This is a genomic window from Blastocatellia bacterium, from assembly GCA_016713405.1.
Classification (GTDB): Bacteria; Acidobacteriota; Blastocatellia; order Chloracidobacteriales; family JADJPF01; genus JADJPF01.
Map to the genome: position 1 here is coordinate 124,748 of JADJPF010000010.1, position 16,494 is coordinate 141,241.

At 34.5% G+C, this 16,494-nt stretch carries 15 protein-coding genes and 1 pseudogene; 7 read left to right on the forward strand and 9 right to left on the reverse strand.

Going from position 1 to position 16,494, the window contains the following annotated elements; genetic code table 11:
- The first annotated feature begins 209 nt into the window (after nucleotides 1–209).
- On the forward strand, nucleotides 210–1,262 hold the full coding sequence (locus tag IPK14_14460) for a beta-propeller fold lactonase family protein (GenBank protein MBK7994532.1): 1,053 nt from the start codon (nucleotides 210–212) through the stop codon (nucleotides 1,260–1,262).
- A 14-nt stretch (nucleotides 1,263–1,276) separates the two neighbouring features.
- On the opposite strand, the gene IPK14_14465 is transcribed toward IPK14_14460, so the two are convergent.
- The 8 genes from IPK14_14465 to IPK14_14500 form a co-directional block, all read right to left on the reverse strand.
- On the reverse strand, nucleotides 1,277–1,825 hold the full coding sequence (locus IPK14_14465) for a single-stranded DNA-binding protein (GenBank protein ID MBK7994533.1): 549 nt from the start codon (nucleotides 1,823–1,825) through the stop codon (nucleotides 1,277–1,279).
- Nucleotides 1,826–2,037: 212 nt separating this feature from the next.
- Entirely contained in the window at nucleotides 2,038–3,303 is a 1,266-nt protein-coding gene (locus IPK14_14470; protein ID MBK7994534.1) for an exo-alpha-sialidase, read from the reverse strand.
- Nucleotides 3,304–3,377: 74 nt separating this feature from the next.
- Nucleotides 3,378–4,211: an outer membrane protein assembly factor BamD gene (gene bamD / locus IPK14_14475; protein MBK7994535.1), complete on the reverse strand. Its 834-nt coding sequence runs from the start codon at nucleotides 4,209–4,211 to the stop codon at nucleotides 3,378–3,380.
- 119 nt (nucleotides 4,212–4,330) lie between these two features.
- Nucleotides 4,331–5,344, reverse strand: a complete 1,014-nt coding sequence (locus IPK14_14480; GenBank protein MBK7994536.1) for an OmpA family protein — start codon at nucleotides 5,342–5,344, stop codon at nucleotides 4,331–4,333.
- Between the two features lie 49 nt (nucleotides 5,345–5,393).
- The gene (locus tag IPK14_14485; protein ID MBK7994537.1) at nucleotides 5,394–6,710 is read right to left on the reverse strand and encodes a PD40 domain-containing protein; all 1,317 of its coding nucleotides are present in this window, start codon (nucleotides 6,708–6,710) and stop codon (nucleotides 5,394–5,396) included.
- A 96-nt stretch (nucleotides 6,711–6,806) separates the two neighbouring features.
- Nucleotides 6,807–7,673 carry a TonB C-terminal domain-containing protein gene (locus IPK14_14490; GenBank protein MBK7994538.1) on the reverse strand — a complete coding sequence of 289 codons (867 nt, stop codon included), beginning with the start codon at nucleotides 7,671–7,673 and terminating at the stop codon, nucleotides 6,807–6,809.
- Nucleotides 7,674–7,882: 209 nt separating this feature from the next.
- Nucleotides 7,883–8,155, reverse strand: coding sequence for a biopolymer transporter ExbD (locus IPK14_14495; protein MBK7994539.1), 273 nt, complete (start codon nucleotides 8,153–8,155; stop codon nucleotides 7,883–7,885).
- Nucleotides 8,156–8,174: 19 nt separating this feature from the next.
- Nucleotides 8,175–8,882, reverse strand: coding sequence for a MotA/TolQ/ExbB proton channel family protein (locus tag IPK14_14500; GenBank protein ID MBK7994540.1), 708 nt, complete (start codon nucleotides 8,880–8,882; stop codon nucleotides 8,175–8,177).
- An 810-nt stretch (nucleotides 8,883–9,692) separates the two neighbouring features.
- Between IPK14_14500 and recN the strand changes: the two genes are divergently transcribed.
- From recN to IPK14_14530, 6 genes and pseudogenes are all read left to right on the forward strand, one after another.
- Nucleotides 9,693–11,357: a DNA repair protein RecN gene (recN, locus tag IPK14_14505; GenBank protein MBK7994541.1), complete on the forward strand. Its 1,665-nt coding sequence runs from the start codon at nucleotides 9,693–9,695 to the stop codon at nucleotides 11,355–11,357.
- Nucleotides 11,358–11,432: 75 nt separating this feature from the next.
- Nucleotides 11,433–12,917, forward strand: coding sequence for a tRNA (N6-isopentenyl adenosine(37)-C2)-methylthiotransferase MiaB (gene miaB, locus IPK14_14510; GenBank protein ID MBK7994542.1), 1,485 nt, complete (start codon nucleotides 11,433–11,435; stop codon nucleotides 12,915–12,917).
- A gap of 26 nt (nucleotides 12,918–12,943) precedes the next feature.
- Nucleotides 12,944–13,453 carry a bifunctional nuclease family protein gene (locus IPK14_14515; protein MBK7994543.1) on the forward strand — a complete coding sequence of 170 codons (510 nt, stop codon included), beginning with the start codon at nucleotides 12,944–12,946 and terminating at the stop codon, nucleotides 13,451–13,453.
- A gap of 65 nt (nucleotides 13,454–13,518) precedes the next feature.
- A pseudogene (locus tag IPK14_14520) lies at nucleotides 13,519–14,301 on the forward strand (ParA family protein).
- A gap of 24 nt (nucleotides 14,302–14,325) precedes the next feature.
- The gene (locus IPK14_14525) at nucleotides 14,326–15,180 is read left to right on the forward strand and encodes a ParB/RepB/Spo0J family partition protein (GenBank protein ID MBK7994544.1); all 855 of its coding nucleotides are present in this window, start codon (nucleotides 14,326–14,328) and stop codon (nucleotides 15,178–15,180) included.
- Nucleotides 15,181–15,182: 2 nt separating this feature from the next.
- Nucleotides 15,183–15,680, forward strand: coding sequence for a DUF427 domain-containing protein (locus IPK14_14530; GenBank protein ID MBK7994545.1), 498 nt, complete (start codon nucleotides 15,183–15,185; stop codon nucleotides 15,678–15,680).
- Between the two features lie 74 nt (nucleotides 15,681–15,754).
- Here IPK14_14530 and IPK14_14535 read toward each other — a convergent pair whose 3' ends face one another.
- The gene (locus IPK14_14535) at nucleotides 15,755–16,279 is read right to left on the reverse strand and encodes a hypothetical protein (GenBank protein MBK7994546.1); all 525 of its coding nucleotides are present in this window, start codon (nucleotides 16,277–16,279) and stop codon (nucleotides 15,755–15,757) included.
- Between the last annotated feature and the right edge of the window lie 215 nt (nucleotides 16,280–16,494).

Consider the following 16,494-nt stretch of genomic DNA (forward strand, 5'->3'; position numbering starts at 1 on the left):
GATTTGTCTCCAGATAAGGCACTAAAGGCACTGATTTTAACTTGTAGATTTTTATAAAGTTAGCTGTGTTAAGGTATTTTTGTCAAATCGCTTCAACCAATAGACAAACAAAGACTCAAAAAATTTTTAACCCTTGGGGAATTTTTAAATATTTAATGGATTTTACTTTGATAAGTACAAAGTATACTTATTGAGGAGAAGTTTTATATATGTCTAAGACCATTTGTTTTTTAGTATTCTGTTTATTGTTTTGTCTAACCTTAAATTTAACTGGTAATGCTGTAGCTAAAACTAAAAGGCCTAGAATCATAACAAAAATAAAAAATGTAGGTTTAGGCCCTGATAACTTGGCTTTTTCTCCAGATGGAAGATACCTTTTTGTTAGTAGTGCTGGGCCTTTATATCTTATAGACACAGCTAATGATAGTTCTTTAGGTGAGTTTTTATCTTTATCAAATGGGCAACATTCGGAAGGCTCTGAACCAAGCACACTTGTTTTTACTAAAATAGGTGCTGAAAACTTTAACTTTGCTACTAATTTTTCAGGTAGTATTGCTGTGGTAGATATAAGTCAGTTACCTAAATCAGGGTTGCAATCATCTGGAGGCATTATTAATAAGGGAATTGTTGGAGGGGTAATAAATAATGATGGCACAGTTTTGTATGCAATAAATAAACTTACTTCTAAAATGCCTTTGTTTTCTATATTTAAAGATCCAAATAGTGGTTTACAAATAGCTGTTAATAGTAGTGAGTTTATAAGTGATGTTGGTAAAGGTTCATCAGCTATAGTAAAAAGTTTGGATGGAAAATTTGTTTACGTTGCTAATAGTGATAGTCAAGATATATCTATAGTTGATTTAACTATTAATAAAGTAATTAATAAAGTTGTTTTAGGTGCTATGCCTATGAGACTAGCACTTTCACCTAAGGGTGATCGTCTTTATATAACCTTAAATAACACAGGTGAGTTAGCTATTCTTGATACCTCAACAAACAAAATCTTGTCTAAAATTTCTCAAATAGGGGAAGGTTCCTGGGATATAGCTCTTAACTCTACAGGTAGCAGAGCTTATATAAGTAATAATATGAGTGGTGATTTAACCATTGTAAATACAACAAATAGCAAAATTATTCAGAAAATCTCAAACATAGGTTTGGAGCCAAGAGGTATAAAAATATCTCCTAAAGGAGATAAGCTTTATGTAGCTAATTTTTTAAGTCAATCCGTTACAGTTATTTCTTTAAAAAATTCTGATTAATTTTGTAAAGAACTTCAAATAGATATGCAGGTAATCCTAAGAATCTTCTTAGAATTACCTAAGTAATGAAAAGAGGTCAGAAATTTATTGATAAAAAATGCGTTTAGAAGGAAGGGGATGTCATCTTCTGAAACATTATCATCATAGTCAGGTGCTTGATGACTACTAGCTTTGTTACTACTAGAATGGGATGCTTTTGCAGGTGCAGCCATTGCACTAGCTGACATATCTTCGTTACGATTTCCTAATAATCTAAGATCTGTGCCAAAAATTTCTAAACTAGTTCTTGTACGTCCTTCTTTGTCTGTCCATTCACGGGCGCGAAGACGACCTTCTATATAAACTTGTTTTCCTTTAGATAAATATTGGCTAGCTACTTCTGCTTGTTTACCCCAAAATGTAACCTTAAACCAAGTGGTTTCTTCTTTCATTTCTCCAATGTTATCCTTGCGTTTTTCACTAGTTGCAACAGAGAATTCACAAACTTGTTGACCTTGTGGAGTATATTTGAGTTCAGGGTCACGACCTAAATTTCCAACAACTATTATTTTGTTAAAAGACATATTAGCTCCTTAGTTTTTCAATAATTAGTAAATTTTAGTTTTGGAAAATATAAATATTTTCATAAAATATGTGAATAAATAGATTTTTACTTAAATAAAAAAATTTAATAAAAAAATAAGTATAGCGAAATAATAGCGAAAACTTGATGTAGGTGTCAAGAACTATTTTCTAGTAAAAATAAATTTATGCTTTTACATAGTTAAATAAAGCATTACTTTAAGTTATCTATATTTAAGCTTATTGTGCGAATAGTAGAAGTATTTGGATCTGTCCAAGCAATGATCGCCTTATTATCTAAAAGAGCTAGTTTAGGAATACCACTTTTTCTTGAAATGCTCGTTTGGGCTACTTCTAAAACTTGGCTTTGTCTACCATTAGGCCAAACACGAGCAATATTTAGACTACCTTTTTCTTCTGTTCCAGAAAGCCAAGTAAGTAAAACAGAAGTGTCATCTAGTATTACTAAATCAACTCGTCCAATTGCATCACCCTCAGCAATTGTTATTGGGGCATTAAAAGTTTCTCCAGCAGTGTTAGAAAAAATTAATTTAACTTTTGATTTTCCATCAGCACCGCTAAACCAAGCTACAGCAACAGCATTTTCTTTAGCTACTACAACCGGGCCATTTACAGGACAACCATTAATTTTCCAATTATCTGGATAAAGTGTTTTTGGCTCTAACCATTTACCATTTTGATAGTGAACCAAAGAAATATCCCTAAATTCTTCTTTGGAGCGATCCCTATAAACTGCTATTGCTCCTTGAGAGGTAAATGCAACGGAAGTTGGGCAACAATCGCAAACGCGCTCATCTAAAGAAGTTTCTTCAGAAAGTTTTCCTTCTTTATCAATTGCAGCAAAACGTAAAGTCATTTCATTTTCTGGGTTTTCTTCTACATGGCTACCAGCTTTGGTTTTACGACCATCTAGCCAAATTGCTCCTAATTTATCCTTTTCCCAAGCAAAAAGCGAAACAAAGCCATGTTCGGTCTTTGTGCCGTCTGTATGGGGTAAAATGGGGCTTGACCAAGTTTTGCCATCATCAAATGAGCGTGCAATGTTGATGTCATAAGCAAAAGTGCTAGGATCGCTTTTAGCTAGCCAATGGGCAGCAAGTGAATTATCAGGAAGCTTTATAACGGAAGGGAAATCAGCCCAATTTACAAACCAATTGTTACTTTTAGCTACTAAATTAGCTTCTGACCAAGAATTATTTTCTAAAGTAGCAAAATAAAGTGCATGTTCTTTATTTTCAAGCTTTTGTACCCAATTTATTAATATTTTACTGTCAAAGCTTTTTGTTAACTCTGGAGATTGGCTATTTGTTTTTGCAGGGGATTTTATTTCTGTTATTAAAGAAATACTAGAATTAGGAGTGATATTTGTTGTATTTGTTGGGGTTGCTGGATCTTGGCGACAAGAAAAAAATATTTGAAATAATAGCAAAACTACTAATAAGTAAAAGTATTTCTTCATCAGAAAATTTTTCCTAAAAATTAAGTTAAACAATAGCCTAGAAAATAACTTCTAGGCTATTGAAAATAAAGCTATTAACGTCTTGGTCTAGTTGGTTTTACTACAGGTTTTTCTTCTGGTGGAAGTGATGCTAAAACTTGTTCAGCTTGGCGAGCTTCTGCGCTATTTGGGTAATTTTGAACAATTAATTTTAGTTCTTCTTCTGCTTCTTTACGTCGGTCTGTTTTTAACAAACAATCTGCCCTTTTATAACGAGCCGTAGCAAGCTTATTGTTAGCAGGATACTCAACAATTAGTTTGTCTAATTCAGGAATTGCCGCCTTAAAATCTACTTGTTTATAGTAAGAATCAGCAATTAAATATTGTGCTTGTCCGGCTGCATCTGTTCCAGAAAAACAAGTTACATAGTTACGAAACTGGTCAATAGCTAAAGCATAGTTACCACGTAAATAGTCGGCATAAGCTTGCTTATATTGTTGCTCGCCTTCATCACAATTTTTAATAATGCTAGTTGGGCTAAAGATATTTTCTACATTCTTGATTTGCTTTTCTAAACGTTCTAATCTGATATTGACAGCATTAATTTTTTCAGCAAATTGGTTAATTTGCTGTGTTCCACCACTAGCGGTAGCATTAATATCACTAAGGCTACGGTCTACAATATCTCGTGTTTGTCCAATATCACGGCGTGCAAGTGACACATTATCTACAACTTGGGTAAGTAAAGCAGAAACTTGACCAGTATTTTTATCTGTAGATTCTTGTAAATCACGGACTTGTTTTTGCAGCACTATTAATTCTGCTTTTAGCTGTATTAGTTCATCTTTATCTTTAGCTTCTAAAGAATTTTTTGTTGTAACTGCAAGGGTTAATATTAAAAGCAGGGCAATAGGTAAAAGCTTACGCATAAAATTTTCTCCAAAACTTTAAAAACAAAAGAAACAGTCTCTAGGACTGTCTTAATAAAAAGTGGTTAGGAACTTGATTTAACAAATCAAGTTCCCCTAGTTAAACAAAAGCAAAAAAACTACTTATTTTCAACAGGTGGTGCAGGTGGTACAGGTCTTAATGTGCCACCACCACGTAAGTAAATAAATTCTGCTCTTCTATCATATGCCCAAGAAGGTATGACACTTGGATCACCTTCAGAACTACCAGCAGCATAACGCTTACCATTGCTAATTACTTCCATTCGTGAAGGGTCAACACCTTTACCAATTAGGTAAGTTTTAGCTGCGTTAGCGCGTTTGTCACCAAGAGCTAAGTTATATTCTTCTGAACCACGAGGATCACAATTACCTTCAACACGAAAAACTATAGTGCTATTTTCTGAACGTGTTAAAAATTGGGAATTACGATCCAATGTGTTTTTAGCTGCATCTGTTAAATCAGATTTATCAAAATCAAAAAAGATAGAGCGAACACCATCTTTAAATCGTCTGGCTGCATCAGCATCAGCATTTGGATTTTTAATTCCTGTTTCAGCACCGCCAGATTTAGTATCAGTTACGGTTACACGCGCACTTGCAGAAGCATCCCCACCAGGGCCTTTAGCCGTTGCTGTGTAAGTAGTTGATGAAACAGGGGAAACTTTGGTTTCTCCTGATGGGCCAAAAGATCCAAGACCTGGAATTTCTACGCGGTCGGCACGTTGAGATGACCAACGAAGAGTTGCTTGATCACCAACACCAATTGCACCCGGTTCAGCCGACATTGTAATTGTAGGGCCAGCAGGTAAGACTTCAACTTGTACACTTTTACTATCTTTAGCTTCTTTTTTTCCACTTTTACCTAATATTTCATAAGTGGTTGTTTCATTAGGTGTATAGACCTCTGTTCCAGTTTTTGCAACAGCTTTGCCATTTAATAAAATTTCTTTGGCATTTTCTGTTTTCCAATTTACAGAAACAGACTCACCTTGTTTGATTTGGTTTTTAGAAACGGTTAATTCTGCTTTAGGGGGTTTTGCACAAGCCGCAGCTATGATGGCCCAAACTATTACGGAACTTAACACTAGTAGTTTTTTCACTATCTCTTTCATCACTGCTCCTTTCTAAACTATTCTAAAAAATAAGTTAATACTGCTAGATTTATCTTGACCAAGATGGAGAACGCCCACCACCTTTAGAAACTTGAATTTCGCTGCTTCCATCTATATTCATAATAAATATTTCCCAACGTCCGCTTCGGTTGGATTGGAAGACAATATGGCGACTATCCGGGGCCCAGGCTGGAGCTTCATTGCTACCATCACCACGAGTTAATTGCACAATTTGTCTAGTTGCAACATCCATAATAAAAACGTCTGAACGACCAGCCCCAGAAGGCCGCCAAGTATAAGCAATAAATTGACCATCAGGCGACCAAGCAGGGGAGTCAGCCTGTCCACCATCATTTAACACACGTTGAACATTAGTTCCATCATCGTCCATTATATAAACTTGAGGTGTGCCAGTTCGGTCAGAAATAAAAGCAAGTTGTTTATTGGTTTTAGGATTCCAACGAGGAGATGTGTCTATAATGCCGCGATTATCAGTTAATCGACGTGCGCGGTTTCCATCAGCATTTGCAACATAAATTTCCATTGTGTCGCTATCTTTACTTGATGCAAAAGCGATTCGGCCACCATCTGATGAATATTGAGGGGAACTAATTGTTCCACGAGGAAATGAAGCAAAACCAAATGGTAAACCATCTTTAGCTGAATGAACTTGGATTGTAGGTTGACCAGTTTTATAGGAAATATACGCAATACGACTTCCATCAGGAGATAAACTTGGTAAAATTGCATAGCTTCCATCACGCACCAAAGCACGTTGACCAAAACCATCATAGTCCATAATCATAATGTCTTTGCCAGTTGTGTAAGCAATTTTAGAATTTGCAATTCCATCAATGTTAAACAATTTTTTTATGATATCGTCTGCAAATTGATGAGCAACTTGGCGGATAGAGTCGCCACGATAAGTTTTATTGATTAATCCATCTTTGGTTTTTACATCAAAAAGATAAGCTTCTATTTGCTCTCCTGTAACTCTACCAAAAGCTAAATAATCAAGTCTTACAGGGTCGGCTGCCCACTCTTCAGGCTTAAACTCGGTAGGAGTTGCCAAGCCTTTTTTGGGATATAAGCTTTTGCCTACAATATCAATTACACCTGCAAACTTTAAGTCATTTAATAACACTTCGTTAAAAATGTTAGTGTCTGCGTCTTTTGCTCCTAAACCTAAAAGAAAATCTGCAACTCCAAGCCGCTGAACTCCACCAGGATTAACCACAATTCCAGTGAGTTTATCCTTTAAATTTTGTCCTGTAGCTTGCCCATCCTGTGCTTGAATCTTTGCTGGAGGTGCAAGAGTGCTAAATAAAAAGGCTAAAATAAACAGGAAAGTGAGCTTGTACTTCATAAGTTGTTACCTTTCAGTTAGTTAAAACTGTTGAGCTAAGGTTAAGTTTTTCTTTAACTTTTTTAGTTAAAATAACAAGTGATAAATTATTGGAAACTAAGGATATTGAAACCAAATCTCAGCTATAGCTTCTTGTGTTCCAATTAAAAAGTTGCCTGGAAAAGGTGGCAAGCCTTGTGTTGCTGTAGCAATAACAGCACGTTCTGCCGCGTAATTTAATTGTTCATAAGGACTTAGCCGTTTGAAATAATTTTTTGGCACTCTACCACCTACCACAGAAGTTACTTTACCATCTCTACTTATCTTGATGTAAACAATCACGTTAACCGTTCCACTAGCTGGAATTGTTGGAGGGGTAAAGTTACGACTAAGAATATTTTGGATTCTGCGACCATATTCTGAGCCACCTGGAAGCCCTGTTCCTAGACCACTATTTAAGCCATCTCCAACACCTATACCACCACGAATTGCAGGTTTAGCCGAACCTGCTGTTGTTCCTATGTTAGCTACTGTTTCTGTAGTGTTAGCCTTTTGTACAGTTTTAGACCAAACTCTATTAGGCTTTTCTTGTACGGGTAAATTAGTCTTTTTAGCTTCTGGGTCAGGTTTTTGTTTAGTCTCTAAAACTTCTTCTGGATTTTCTTCAAGCTTTTCTTCATGTTTTACTATCTCATTGTTAAATTTATCTTTATTGGTTACATCTTCAGTTAAACTTGAAACAGCTTCTTTTTTTTTGTCAAATCCAAATAGCTCTGAAGCATTAGCCACGCCTACTTGAACTGCGCCGCCTTGCTCGCCATCTTCGCCAGCACCAGCAGCAATAATTAGCACATCAGGAATTTTTCCAATCCAAAAGAAAATTAGTCCAAAAAGTAATAAATGGGCTGCTAGTGCAAAAAAGGCTGCAACAACAAAACGTTGTGGTTGAATTTGTCTTTCTTTATGTGCATTACTAAGTTCCATTTTTACTATTAAATAACTTGTCTAAGTTAAAGTATTAGACTAACTTTTTTTAGTTTCTGGTTCTGTTACTAAACTAACTTGAGCTTCAAGTTTTTTACATTCTGTTAGCACATAAGCAATTATTCTATAAGGTGTATCTCCATCACCACGCACATAAACCTTTTTTTTCCTGAGATTTAGATAATGCTTCTTGAAGTTGTGCTGAAAATTCACCTGTTTTGATATTTAGAGCTTTTTTTTGTATCGCTACCTAAGAAAATATTTCCATCTTTATCAATGCTAACAATAACTGATTTGTTTTTTGGTGTTTCTGCCTTTGTTGTATTAGCTGTTTTTGGCAAATTTACTTGGATTCCTGTTTGTAAAATAGGTGCTGTCACCATAAAAATGACCAGTAAAACAAGCATCACATCAACTAATGGAGTGACATTAATCTCTGATAAAGATGTTTGAGTGCGACCACGATTATTAGTAAATGCCATAAACTAAAACCTAAAGATTTTAAGAAAAATTTCTTTCAACTAAATTTAATAATTCAAGCGAAAAATCGTCCATCTCTGAAGTTAAAATTTTAATTTTATTTAGGAAATGGTTATAAGCTAGTGCAGCCGGGACAGCCGCCGCAATGCCAGCAGCAGTTGCAATTAAAGCTTCAGCAATACCAGGTGCAACAGCCTGGATAGATGTTTGTGTTGATGTACTTAAACCTTCAAAAGCAATGATAATTCCGACTACAGTTCCAAAAAGCCCAATAAACGGGGAAGCACTTGCAGTAGAAGCAAGCCAGGCTACACCTTTTTCTAATCTGTTTGTTTCACTAATACAAGCACGTTGTAAGGAACGTCCAACAGCCGTTATGCTTTTAAGAGAATTTGCTGGCTCTTTTTGTACTTGTTTATCTATTTCCTGATAAGCTGCAAGAAAAACACCTGCTAATGGGCTTTCTTTATATTTTTGACAAGAGATGTGAACATCAGACAATCGGTTGCTGCGGCGAAACATATCAAGAAAAGAAAGAGTTTGTTTTTCTGCACGAGAAAAAGCCAACCATTTAGTAACAATAATTGCCCAAGATAAAATAGAAAAGCCTAGTAATGCAATCAGCACTAATTTAGCTAAAAAACTAGAACGCCAAATTAAATCAAGTAAATTTTGATTAGTGCTAACTTCAACTTGCCAAGCTAAAAAGAGCAATAAATAGTACTGCAAACTAGGAAAACCTCCTAAGATTAGTTGTTCAGAATATAAACAGAGCATAATACCTACTTTACTTAGCACTAGCAAGGGATTAAGACCATTTATAAATACCTAATTAAAAAGTTAGGGAAATACATTTCCTAAGAGTATTAATAGCCATTTTAAGGTTTGCTAGAGAAAAATTTTTACTCTTAAAATTTTATTTTTACTAATTAAAAATAACTATTTATTATTAAAATAATAGTTTAAGTTGAGTAATTTAACTCAACTTAAACTTACAATAGCGACTTTCAAACCTTGCTTTCAAAATTAGCAGGAGGAAAAACAAATCTTTTCGGATCTTTGCATATACAAATCTTGTGCCAGTATATTGAATTTAGAGGATTTAGGGATAAGATTAACTAAAGACATAGCTTAATTGACCTTATGGTAATTTCTAAACCAAGTTTGGTTGTTCAGAAAATGTTACAATTTAGTGTTATTAGTTCGGATTTACGAACAAGATTTATTCCATTTGCTTTTTATAGGGTAAAGACCTTGAAATACTTTTAAAATACCTTTACGTAGTTTAGGTTTCTTTAGTATTTTTTGGAAAATTTTTCTAATTTAGCCAAGTAAATTGAAAGAAAAATTGCATCTATACACTTTAACAACGCCAAATTAGCCTAGTGATCTTTAGGTCATAAGTTTTTATATCATTAATCCGCTTAATAAGTTACCGCTTTTTTCTGGCAGTTATGATAATATTATAGGTAAAATACAATCAAAAAATAGATGCCTTAAATTTCTTAAACTTTTATAAAAAGGTGTACTAATTATTCTATGTTGAAATCATTGAATATTTCTAACTTAGCAGTAGTAACAAAATTACAAGTTGAATTTGGTAATGGATTGAATTTACTAACAGGAGAAACTGGTTCTGGTAAATCAATAATTGTTGATGCACTAGGTTTATTATTGGGTGGTAGGACTTCAGCAGAAATGATTCGTTCAGGACAGCAAAAAGCACATGTAGAAGGTGTCTTTCAAGTTGTTGCTCATAAGGAACTTTTTCAAACTGTAGAATCAGCAGGAATTGAAATAGATAGTAAAGAAATAGTAATTCGTAGGGAACTAACTACTAGTGGGCGAAGTCGTGCTTTTGTTAATGACCAATTAACTACAGTTGCGTTTTTAAGAGAACTTAGACCTTATTTAGTTGATATTCATGGACAAAATGAACAACAAACTTTGCTTTATGCAGAATCACATTTAGATTTGCTGGATTTGTTTGCAGGGCTAGAAAAAGACTGTGAAGAAATTCGTAACAAATACCGCTACTGGCAATCTTTAGAAAAAGAGCTTGCAGAGTTAAGACGTAGTGAGGCTGAAAGGCTAAGAATGTTAGATATGCTTGAATTTCAATCATCAGAAATTGAGCGAGCTAATTTAGAAATAGGAGAAGACCAACAGCTTCAAGATGAACGACGACTTTTAGTAAATGGAGAAAAATTAACAGCTAGTTCTGTCCATTGCTATGAAATGCTCTATGAAAGTGAAGCAGCTATTTTATCTCAAGTAGCAAGTCTTGCTAAAAAAATGGATGAGCTTGCTAGTTTAGATCCACGTTTTGGGCAATATATTGAGTCTGTTCAAACAGCCCGTTATGGCTTAGAAGACTTAGCTTATTTTTTACGTGATTATATTGACCGAGTAAATTTTTCTCCTGAAAGATTAAAAGAAGTAGAAGATAGGTTAATAGAAATTGATAAGCTAAAACGTAAATATGGGAATTCAATAGAAGCAATTCTTAGTAGTGCTGAAGAGATGAGAGAAAAGCTTTTACGTCTTCATACTTCTGAACTACAAGAACAACGACTAGTAAAATCTATTTCTGAAGCCCAAATAAGTTATTGGGAAATAGCTAAAGATTTAAGCAAACGTCGTCGCAAAGTTGCCAGAGATTTAGAAATAGCTGTTATGGAAGAACTAAAACATTTAGCAATGGAAAGAACACAATTTCAAATGGGATTTTTAGGAAATGAAATTCGTGCAACTGAAAGAGGAATGGACAATGTAGAAATGTTAGTTTCTACTAATGTTGGAGAAGAATTTCGACCACTTGTAAAGATTGCTTCTGGAGGTGAAATTTCACGCTTGATGTTAGCTCTAAAAACTATAACTGCTCCAACTGAATATCCACGAACTTTAGTTTTTGATGAAGTAGATGTTGGAATTGGAGGAAGAGTAGCCGAGGCTGTAGGACAGAGATTAAAACGACTAGCTACTACAAATCAAGTTTTATGTGTCACCCACCAAGCACAGATTGCCCGTTTTGCTGATATCCATTATTCTGTAGAAAAGCGAGTTATCGCTGGACGTACAGAAGTTAGTGTGGAAAAATTAGACCAAGTTGGTAGAGTCGAAGAATTAGCTAGAATGATAGGCGGCTCACAAATTACAGACCTTACCCGTCAACATGCTAATGAACTACTTGTAAAAGGTTGATAAAAAGATAAAAAAGGATTTTGTCGGCACGCCGACATTCCTTGGAAATTATTGATAGAAAGAGTGTTATTGACTATGGAAACTAAACTTTATCAGTTAACTAGCCGCCGACAAAAGACAGCAGAAGCGGCCTTAAATACTAGTAATTTAGAGCAAAATTTAAGCAGTAAAAGCAATTTTCGGCAGTTTTATATTGAAACTTATGGCTGTCAAATGAATGTTCATGACACAGAAAAAGCTGCTGCTGTGTTAGCTCATATGGGTTATAAACAAGTTGAGAGTCCTATAGAAGCAGATCTAATGCTTTTAAATACCTGTATGGTTAGAGAAAAACCACAGCAAAAAGTTTATAGTCGGGTAGGGGAACTTAGAAAAATTAAAGCTAAACAAGCTCAAAAATTAGAAACAGAAGTAAAAACTAATAGTAAAAAACCTTTGATTGGTGTGATGGGTTGTGTTGCACAAGCAGAAGCAGAAAAGATTTTTAAGAAGTCTCCAGATGTAAAATTAGTAATTGGGACTCATTCTATTGATAAGTTGCCAGAATTAATTGCCCAAATTGATAATGGTTTTAATCGTGCAATAGATATTCGTCAAACCAAAGAACCAGACTTTTTAGAAATAAGCCCCTCAGAACATAAAACTGAACATATGGCTTTTGTAACCATTATTGAAGGTTGTGATAACTTTTGTAGCTTTTGCATAGTTCCTTTTACACGAGGGAGGGAACGTTCTAGGCCAGCAGAAAGAATACTTGCAGAAGTTCAAGGTTTAGTTGAGCGAGGTTATAAAGAAATACAACTGCTTGGACAAAATGTTAATTCTTATCGTGGTAGCTTTACAGGTGTTGAAGATGAAAGCTTAGTTAATTTAGAAAGATCTCCTTTTGTTTCTTTACTAGAGTTAGTAGCAAAAAGATCTGGTGCGCCACGTATTAAGTACACTACTTCGCATCCAAGAGACTTTAATAAACAGATTGTAGATGTAATGGATACTTATGAAAATCTTTCTCCTTGGGTACACCTTCCAGCACAATCTGGTTCTAGCCGAGTCTTAAAATTGATGCGCCGAGAATACACAAGAGAAGAGTATTTAGAAAAAATTCAAGCTATAAAACAAGCTAAACGGGATATTTCTATTACTGGAGATATGATTGTAGGTTATCCGGGAGAAACAGATATGGATTTTCAAGAAACTCTTTCTTTAGTAAAAGAAGTTGAGTATGATGGGCTATATATGTTTAAGTATTCTCCTAGACCAAATACACACGCAGCAAAACGTAAAGATAACGTGCCTGAAACAGTAAAAACAGAAAGATTATTAGAACTTCAATCTGTACAATCAGCAATTCAAAAACAAAGATTTCAACGCTATATTGGACGTGAATTAGAAGTTTTAGTAGAAGGAAAAGCTGCTCGTGGGGAAAGTCAATTAGCTGGGCATAGCTCTTGTAATAAGGTAGTAAATTTTATTGCTCCAATAGAGTTAATTGGAAAACTGGTAAAAGTGCGTATTACATCAGCTACACCTAATAGCTTAATTGGTGATTGGATAGCTTAAATTTAAGTTGTATTAGAGGAACAATTATGGAAATAGAAATGAAAATACGCGGTCTGATGATTGACCCTTCGGCAAATACTCCAATAGTTATATTAAAGGATATAAACAGTGATACTTTGTTGCCGATCTGGGTTGGTGCTTATGAAGCTAATGCTATTGCTTTAGAAATAGAAAAAATTGCTCCTCAAAGACCAATGACTCATGACTTGCTAAAAAATGTTATTGAACAAATGGGCGCACGTGTGCAACGAATAGTTATTACTAGTCTGGTAGATAATGTTTTTTATGCAGTGATTGAACTAATGTCAGGAGAAAGCACTGTATTTTTAGATTCTCGTCCTTCAGATGCTATTGCTTTAGCACTACGTAGTGATTGTCCTATTTATGTTAATGAAGAAGTAATAAAAAATTCTCGTAATACGGTTTCGGAAAAAACTTCTTTATCTGATATTGAAGATGAGATGGAGAAAGAGGAAGAAGAAGTAGAATGGCCTGATGAAATAGATGATAGCGATATGAATAAATATAAAATGTAGCCAAGTTTAGTTTTATTAAACTTAACAAATTGCTTAGTAATGGAATTTATATGTCAACACAAACAATAATTTTAACTATTGCAAACCAAAAAGGTGGAATTGGCAAAACTACCACATCAATTAATGTTGCTGCTGGACTTGCTAATCAAGGAAAACGAGTAATGCTTTTAGATCTTGACCCACAAGCTAATAGCACTTTAACTTATTTGGATTTTGACCAATTTGGGGCTTCTATTTATGATTTTTTAATAGAAAACACTTCTGCTGATGATGTAATTGTCCAAAGTAAAATACCTTGGGTTAGATGTAATGCCAGCGCGAATTAGTTTAGCTAAAATTGAAAGTAAGCTAGTAGGTGAGTTTGATGCCCCTTTTCGCTTAAAGGATAAGTTGAAAATGTAAAAAATAAATATGATTTTATTGTTATTGATACCCCACCAACTTTAGGATTGATTACTGTTAATGCCTTAGTTGCTTCTACGCATTTAGTCATTCCTATACAATCTTCTTATTTTGCTTTAGAAGGGACAGATGATTTACTTGAAACAATGGAGAAGATCAAAGCACGACCAAATCCTAATTTACAAATGCTTGGAGTCGTAATAACTTTGCATGATAAACGGACTACTTTAGCAAAAGATATTCATGATCAAATTTGCCAAGTATTTGGAGATAAAGTATTTAAAACTGTAATAACAAAATCTGTTCGTTTAGAAGAAAGTCCAGCTTACAAGGAACCGATTTTTTCATTTGCCTCACAGTCTAGTGGAGCAATAGAATACAAAAGTCTTTGTGAGGAAATACTAGAACGTGTAGGATTTTCTGTAGCTGTAGCAAAAAGCAAATAGGACAAATCTGGAGATTATAAATAAATGACAACAAAAAGAGGGCTGCCTGCAACCTTAAAGATGCGGCACGATGTACATTATGTTGAAGAACTTGCTGCCCGTAGTGGCGCGCCTGTTGGTCGAATGATTCCTATTGACCGATTAGAAACCAATCCAAAACAACCCCGTATTGATATTGGAAATTTAGAAGACCTTATAGCTTCTATTAAAGAAAAAGGGGTTTTAGAACCTATTTTAGTTCGTCCTTCTCAAGTTGGAGGACGTTTTATGATTATTTCTGGTGAGCGTCGCTATCGTGCTAGTATTGCTGCTGGATTAAAAGAACTACCTTGCATTGAAATGGATGTAGATGATAGAGCAGTAGCAGAAATAGCTTTAATTGAAAATTTACAACGAAAAGACTTAACTCCATTTGAAGAAGCAGAAGGATTTCAAGCTTTGGCTGATCGTTTTGGTTATACACATGAAGAAATAGCCCAAAAAATAGGTAAGTCTCGAACTTCTGTCACGGAATCTTTATCTTTAGTTGCTATGCCAGCAGAGATTAAAGAACTATGTCGGCTAGCCGACATTACTTCTAAAGCTATGTTATTACAAGTAGTTAGGCAGCCTGATATTGAAGCAATGAAAGAATTAATTCAAAAAATTCAGCGACAAGGCTTAACTAGAGATCAAGTCCGTAAAGCAGCTAAAACTACTCAAAAGGGTCGTCCTAAACCTTTTAATTATCGATTTCAACCTACAGGCAAGGAATTTACTTTAGAAGTTAAGTTTCGTCGCACTCAAGTTGAGTTAGTAGAAGTTCAAAGAGCGATAATTACAGCTTTGGAACAACTAAAAGCCAAAGTTGAATCTGAGCTTTCCCAAACAGATGAATAATTATGTATCGTCCAAACAAGGTTGAACCAAAACCAGGGCAGGAATCTGTTTGGGATTATCCCAGACCTCCTAGAGTTGAGATAACTAAAAAAGAAATAAAAATTATTTTTAATAAAGTTACTATTGTTAATAGCAGTAATGCTAAACGTGTTTTAGAAACTAGCCATCCGCCAGTTTATTACATACCTCAAACAGATATTTTAATGCAATATTTATTTATTAGTTCTGGAAGTAGTTTTTGTGAATGGAAGGGAGAAGCTATTTATTACTCTTTAGAGGTAAATGGTAAAAGGCTAGAAAAAGTGGCATGGAGCTATCCTAAACCTACAAATAGATTTGAAGTTATAAAAGACCATTTGGCTTTTTATGCTCATCCAATGGATGCTTGTTTGGTTGAGGGAGAATTAGTTACACCTCAACCAGGTAATTTCTATGGTGGATGGATTACATCTGATATAGTTGGGCCATTTAAGGGCGGGCCGGGATCCTGGGGCTGGTAGCTAATACAATTTTATTAACTTTTGATTTATATCTTAAATTATTTTCTTACTAGCTTTTTGAGCTTTTTGGTTATCTAAAACTTTTTCTTAATCCATTTGTCTAGCCGTTTAATATAAGGTTCAAAGGGCTTAAAGAGTTCTGTACGATAAGCAGCATTATTATCACGCCAGGGGACAAAGTGCTTTCCTACATAAGCTCTAACTTTTGGTTCAAATTGAGACATTTTTCCTTTCTTGACTCCATACGCATAGGAAATATGATAGTGCTGCCCAATGATTGCAAGTAAAGCTCCTGCTATATTAGCCTTAAAATTTAGTTTAGCTGCTAGACGTTTGATAAAATTTTCTTTTTGTGAGAGAAAAAAGCTCATTGCTATTTCAATAAATGCTTGATTAGCAGGAGTTTTTGGATGATACAACACAGGTTGAGGATCTTTTGTAATTGCTGCAAGTCTTGGGTCTTTTATTTCATCTACAATTACTACTTTACTAATTCCTCGTGTATGTTCTTTTGGAACAGTATCAAATACTTGATTAATCAATACTTCTAAATTTGTAGGGGCTTTTATGGTGGAAAAATTTTCTACTTTAACAGGCATAATAATAAGAAATCCATTCAAATTAATTGAAAATAACGGCAAAATAAACTATAGTCTGATAACTGAGTTTAATATAACCTAATAACCAGCATAAGTCTAATTAAACATATTTCTTAGGTCAAGATAGGCTACCCTAAAGTTAGATTTTAACTATAACTACTATGTTATGCAATAAATCCATTATATTTATTAAAGTAAAAGTTTAGATGTTTTAC

What these genes read in the sequence shown, in the direction of transcription:
- IPK14_14485 (MBK7994537.1), bottom strand. Translation starts at nt 6,710, where the DNA reads ATGAAGTACAAGCTCACTTTCCTGTTTATTTTAGCCTTTTTATTTAGC.
- IPK14_14490 (MBK7994538.1), bottom strand. Translation starts at nt 7,673, where the DNA reads ATGGAACTTAGTAATGCACATAAAGAAAGACAAATTCAACCACAACGT.
- bamD (MBK7994535.1), bottom strand. Translation starts at nt 4,211, where the DNA reads ATGCGTAAGCTTTTACCTATTGCCCTGCTTTTAATATTAACCCTTGCA.
- IPK14_14465 (MBK7994533.1), bottom strand. Translation starts at nt 1,825, where the DNA reads ATGTCTTTTAACAAAATAATAGTTGTTGGAAATTTAGGTCGTGACCCT.
- IPK14_14470 (MBK7994534.1), bottom strand. Translation starts at nt 3,303, where the DNA reads ATGAAGAAATACTTTTACTTATTAGTAGTTTTGCTATTATTTCAAATA.
- IPK14_14525 (MBK7994544.1), top strand. Translation starts at nt 14,326, where the DNA reads ATGACAACAAAAAGAGGGCTGCCTGCAACCTTAAAGATGCGGCACGAT.
- IPK14_14530 (MBK7994545.1), top strand. Translation starts at nt 15,183, where the DNA reads ATGTATCGTCCAAACAAGGTTGAACCAAAACCAGGGCAGGAATCTGTT.
- miaB (MBK7994542.1), top strand. Translation starts at nt 11,433, where the DNA reads ATGGAAACTAAACTTTATCAGTTAACTAGCCGCCGACAAAAGACAGCA.
- IPK14_14515 (MBK7994543.1), top strand. Translation starts at nt 12,944, where the DNA reads ATGGAAATAGAAATGAAAATACGCGGTCTGATGATTGACCCTTCGGCA.
- recN (MBK7994541.1), top strand. Translation starts at nt 9,693, where the DNA reads ATGTTGAAATCATTGAATATTTCTAACTTAGCAGTAGTAACAAAATTA.
- IPK14_14535 (MBK7994546.1), bottom strand. Translation starts at nt 16,279, where the DNA reads ATGCCTGTTAAAGTAGAAAATTTTTCCACCATAAAAGCCCCTACAAAT.
- IPK14_14495 (MBK7994539.1), bottom strand. Translation starts at nt 8,155, where the DNA reads ATGGCATTTACTAATAATCGTGGTCGCACTCAAACATCTTTATCAGAG.
- IPK14_14460 (MBK7994532.1), top strand. Translation starts at nt 210, where the DNA reads ATGTCTAAGACCATTTGTTTTTTAGTATTCTGTTTATTGTTTTGTCTA.
- IPK14_14480 (MBK7994536.1), bottom strand. Translation starts at nt 5,344, where the DNA reads ATGAAAGAGATAGTGAAAAAACTACTAGTGTTAAGTTCCGTAATAGTT.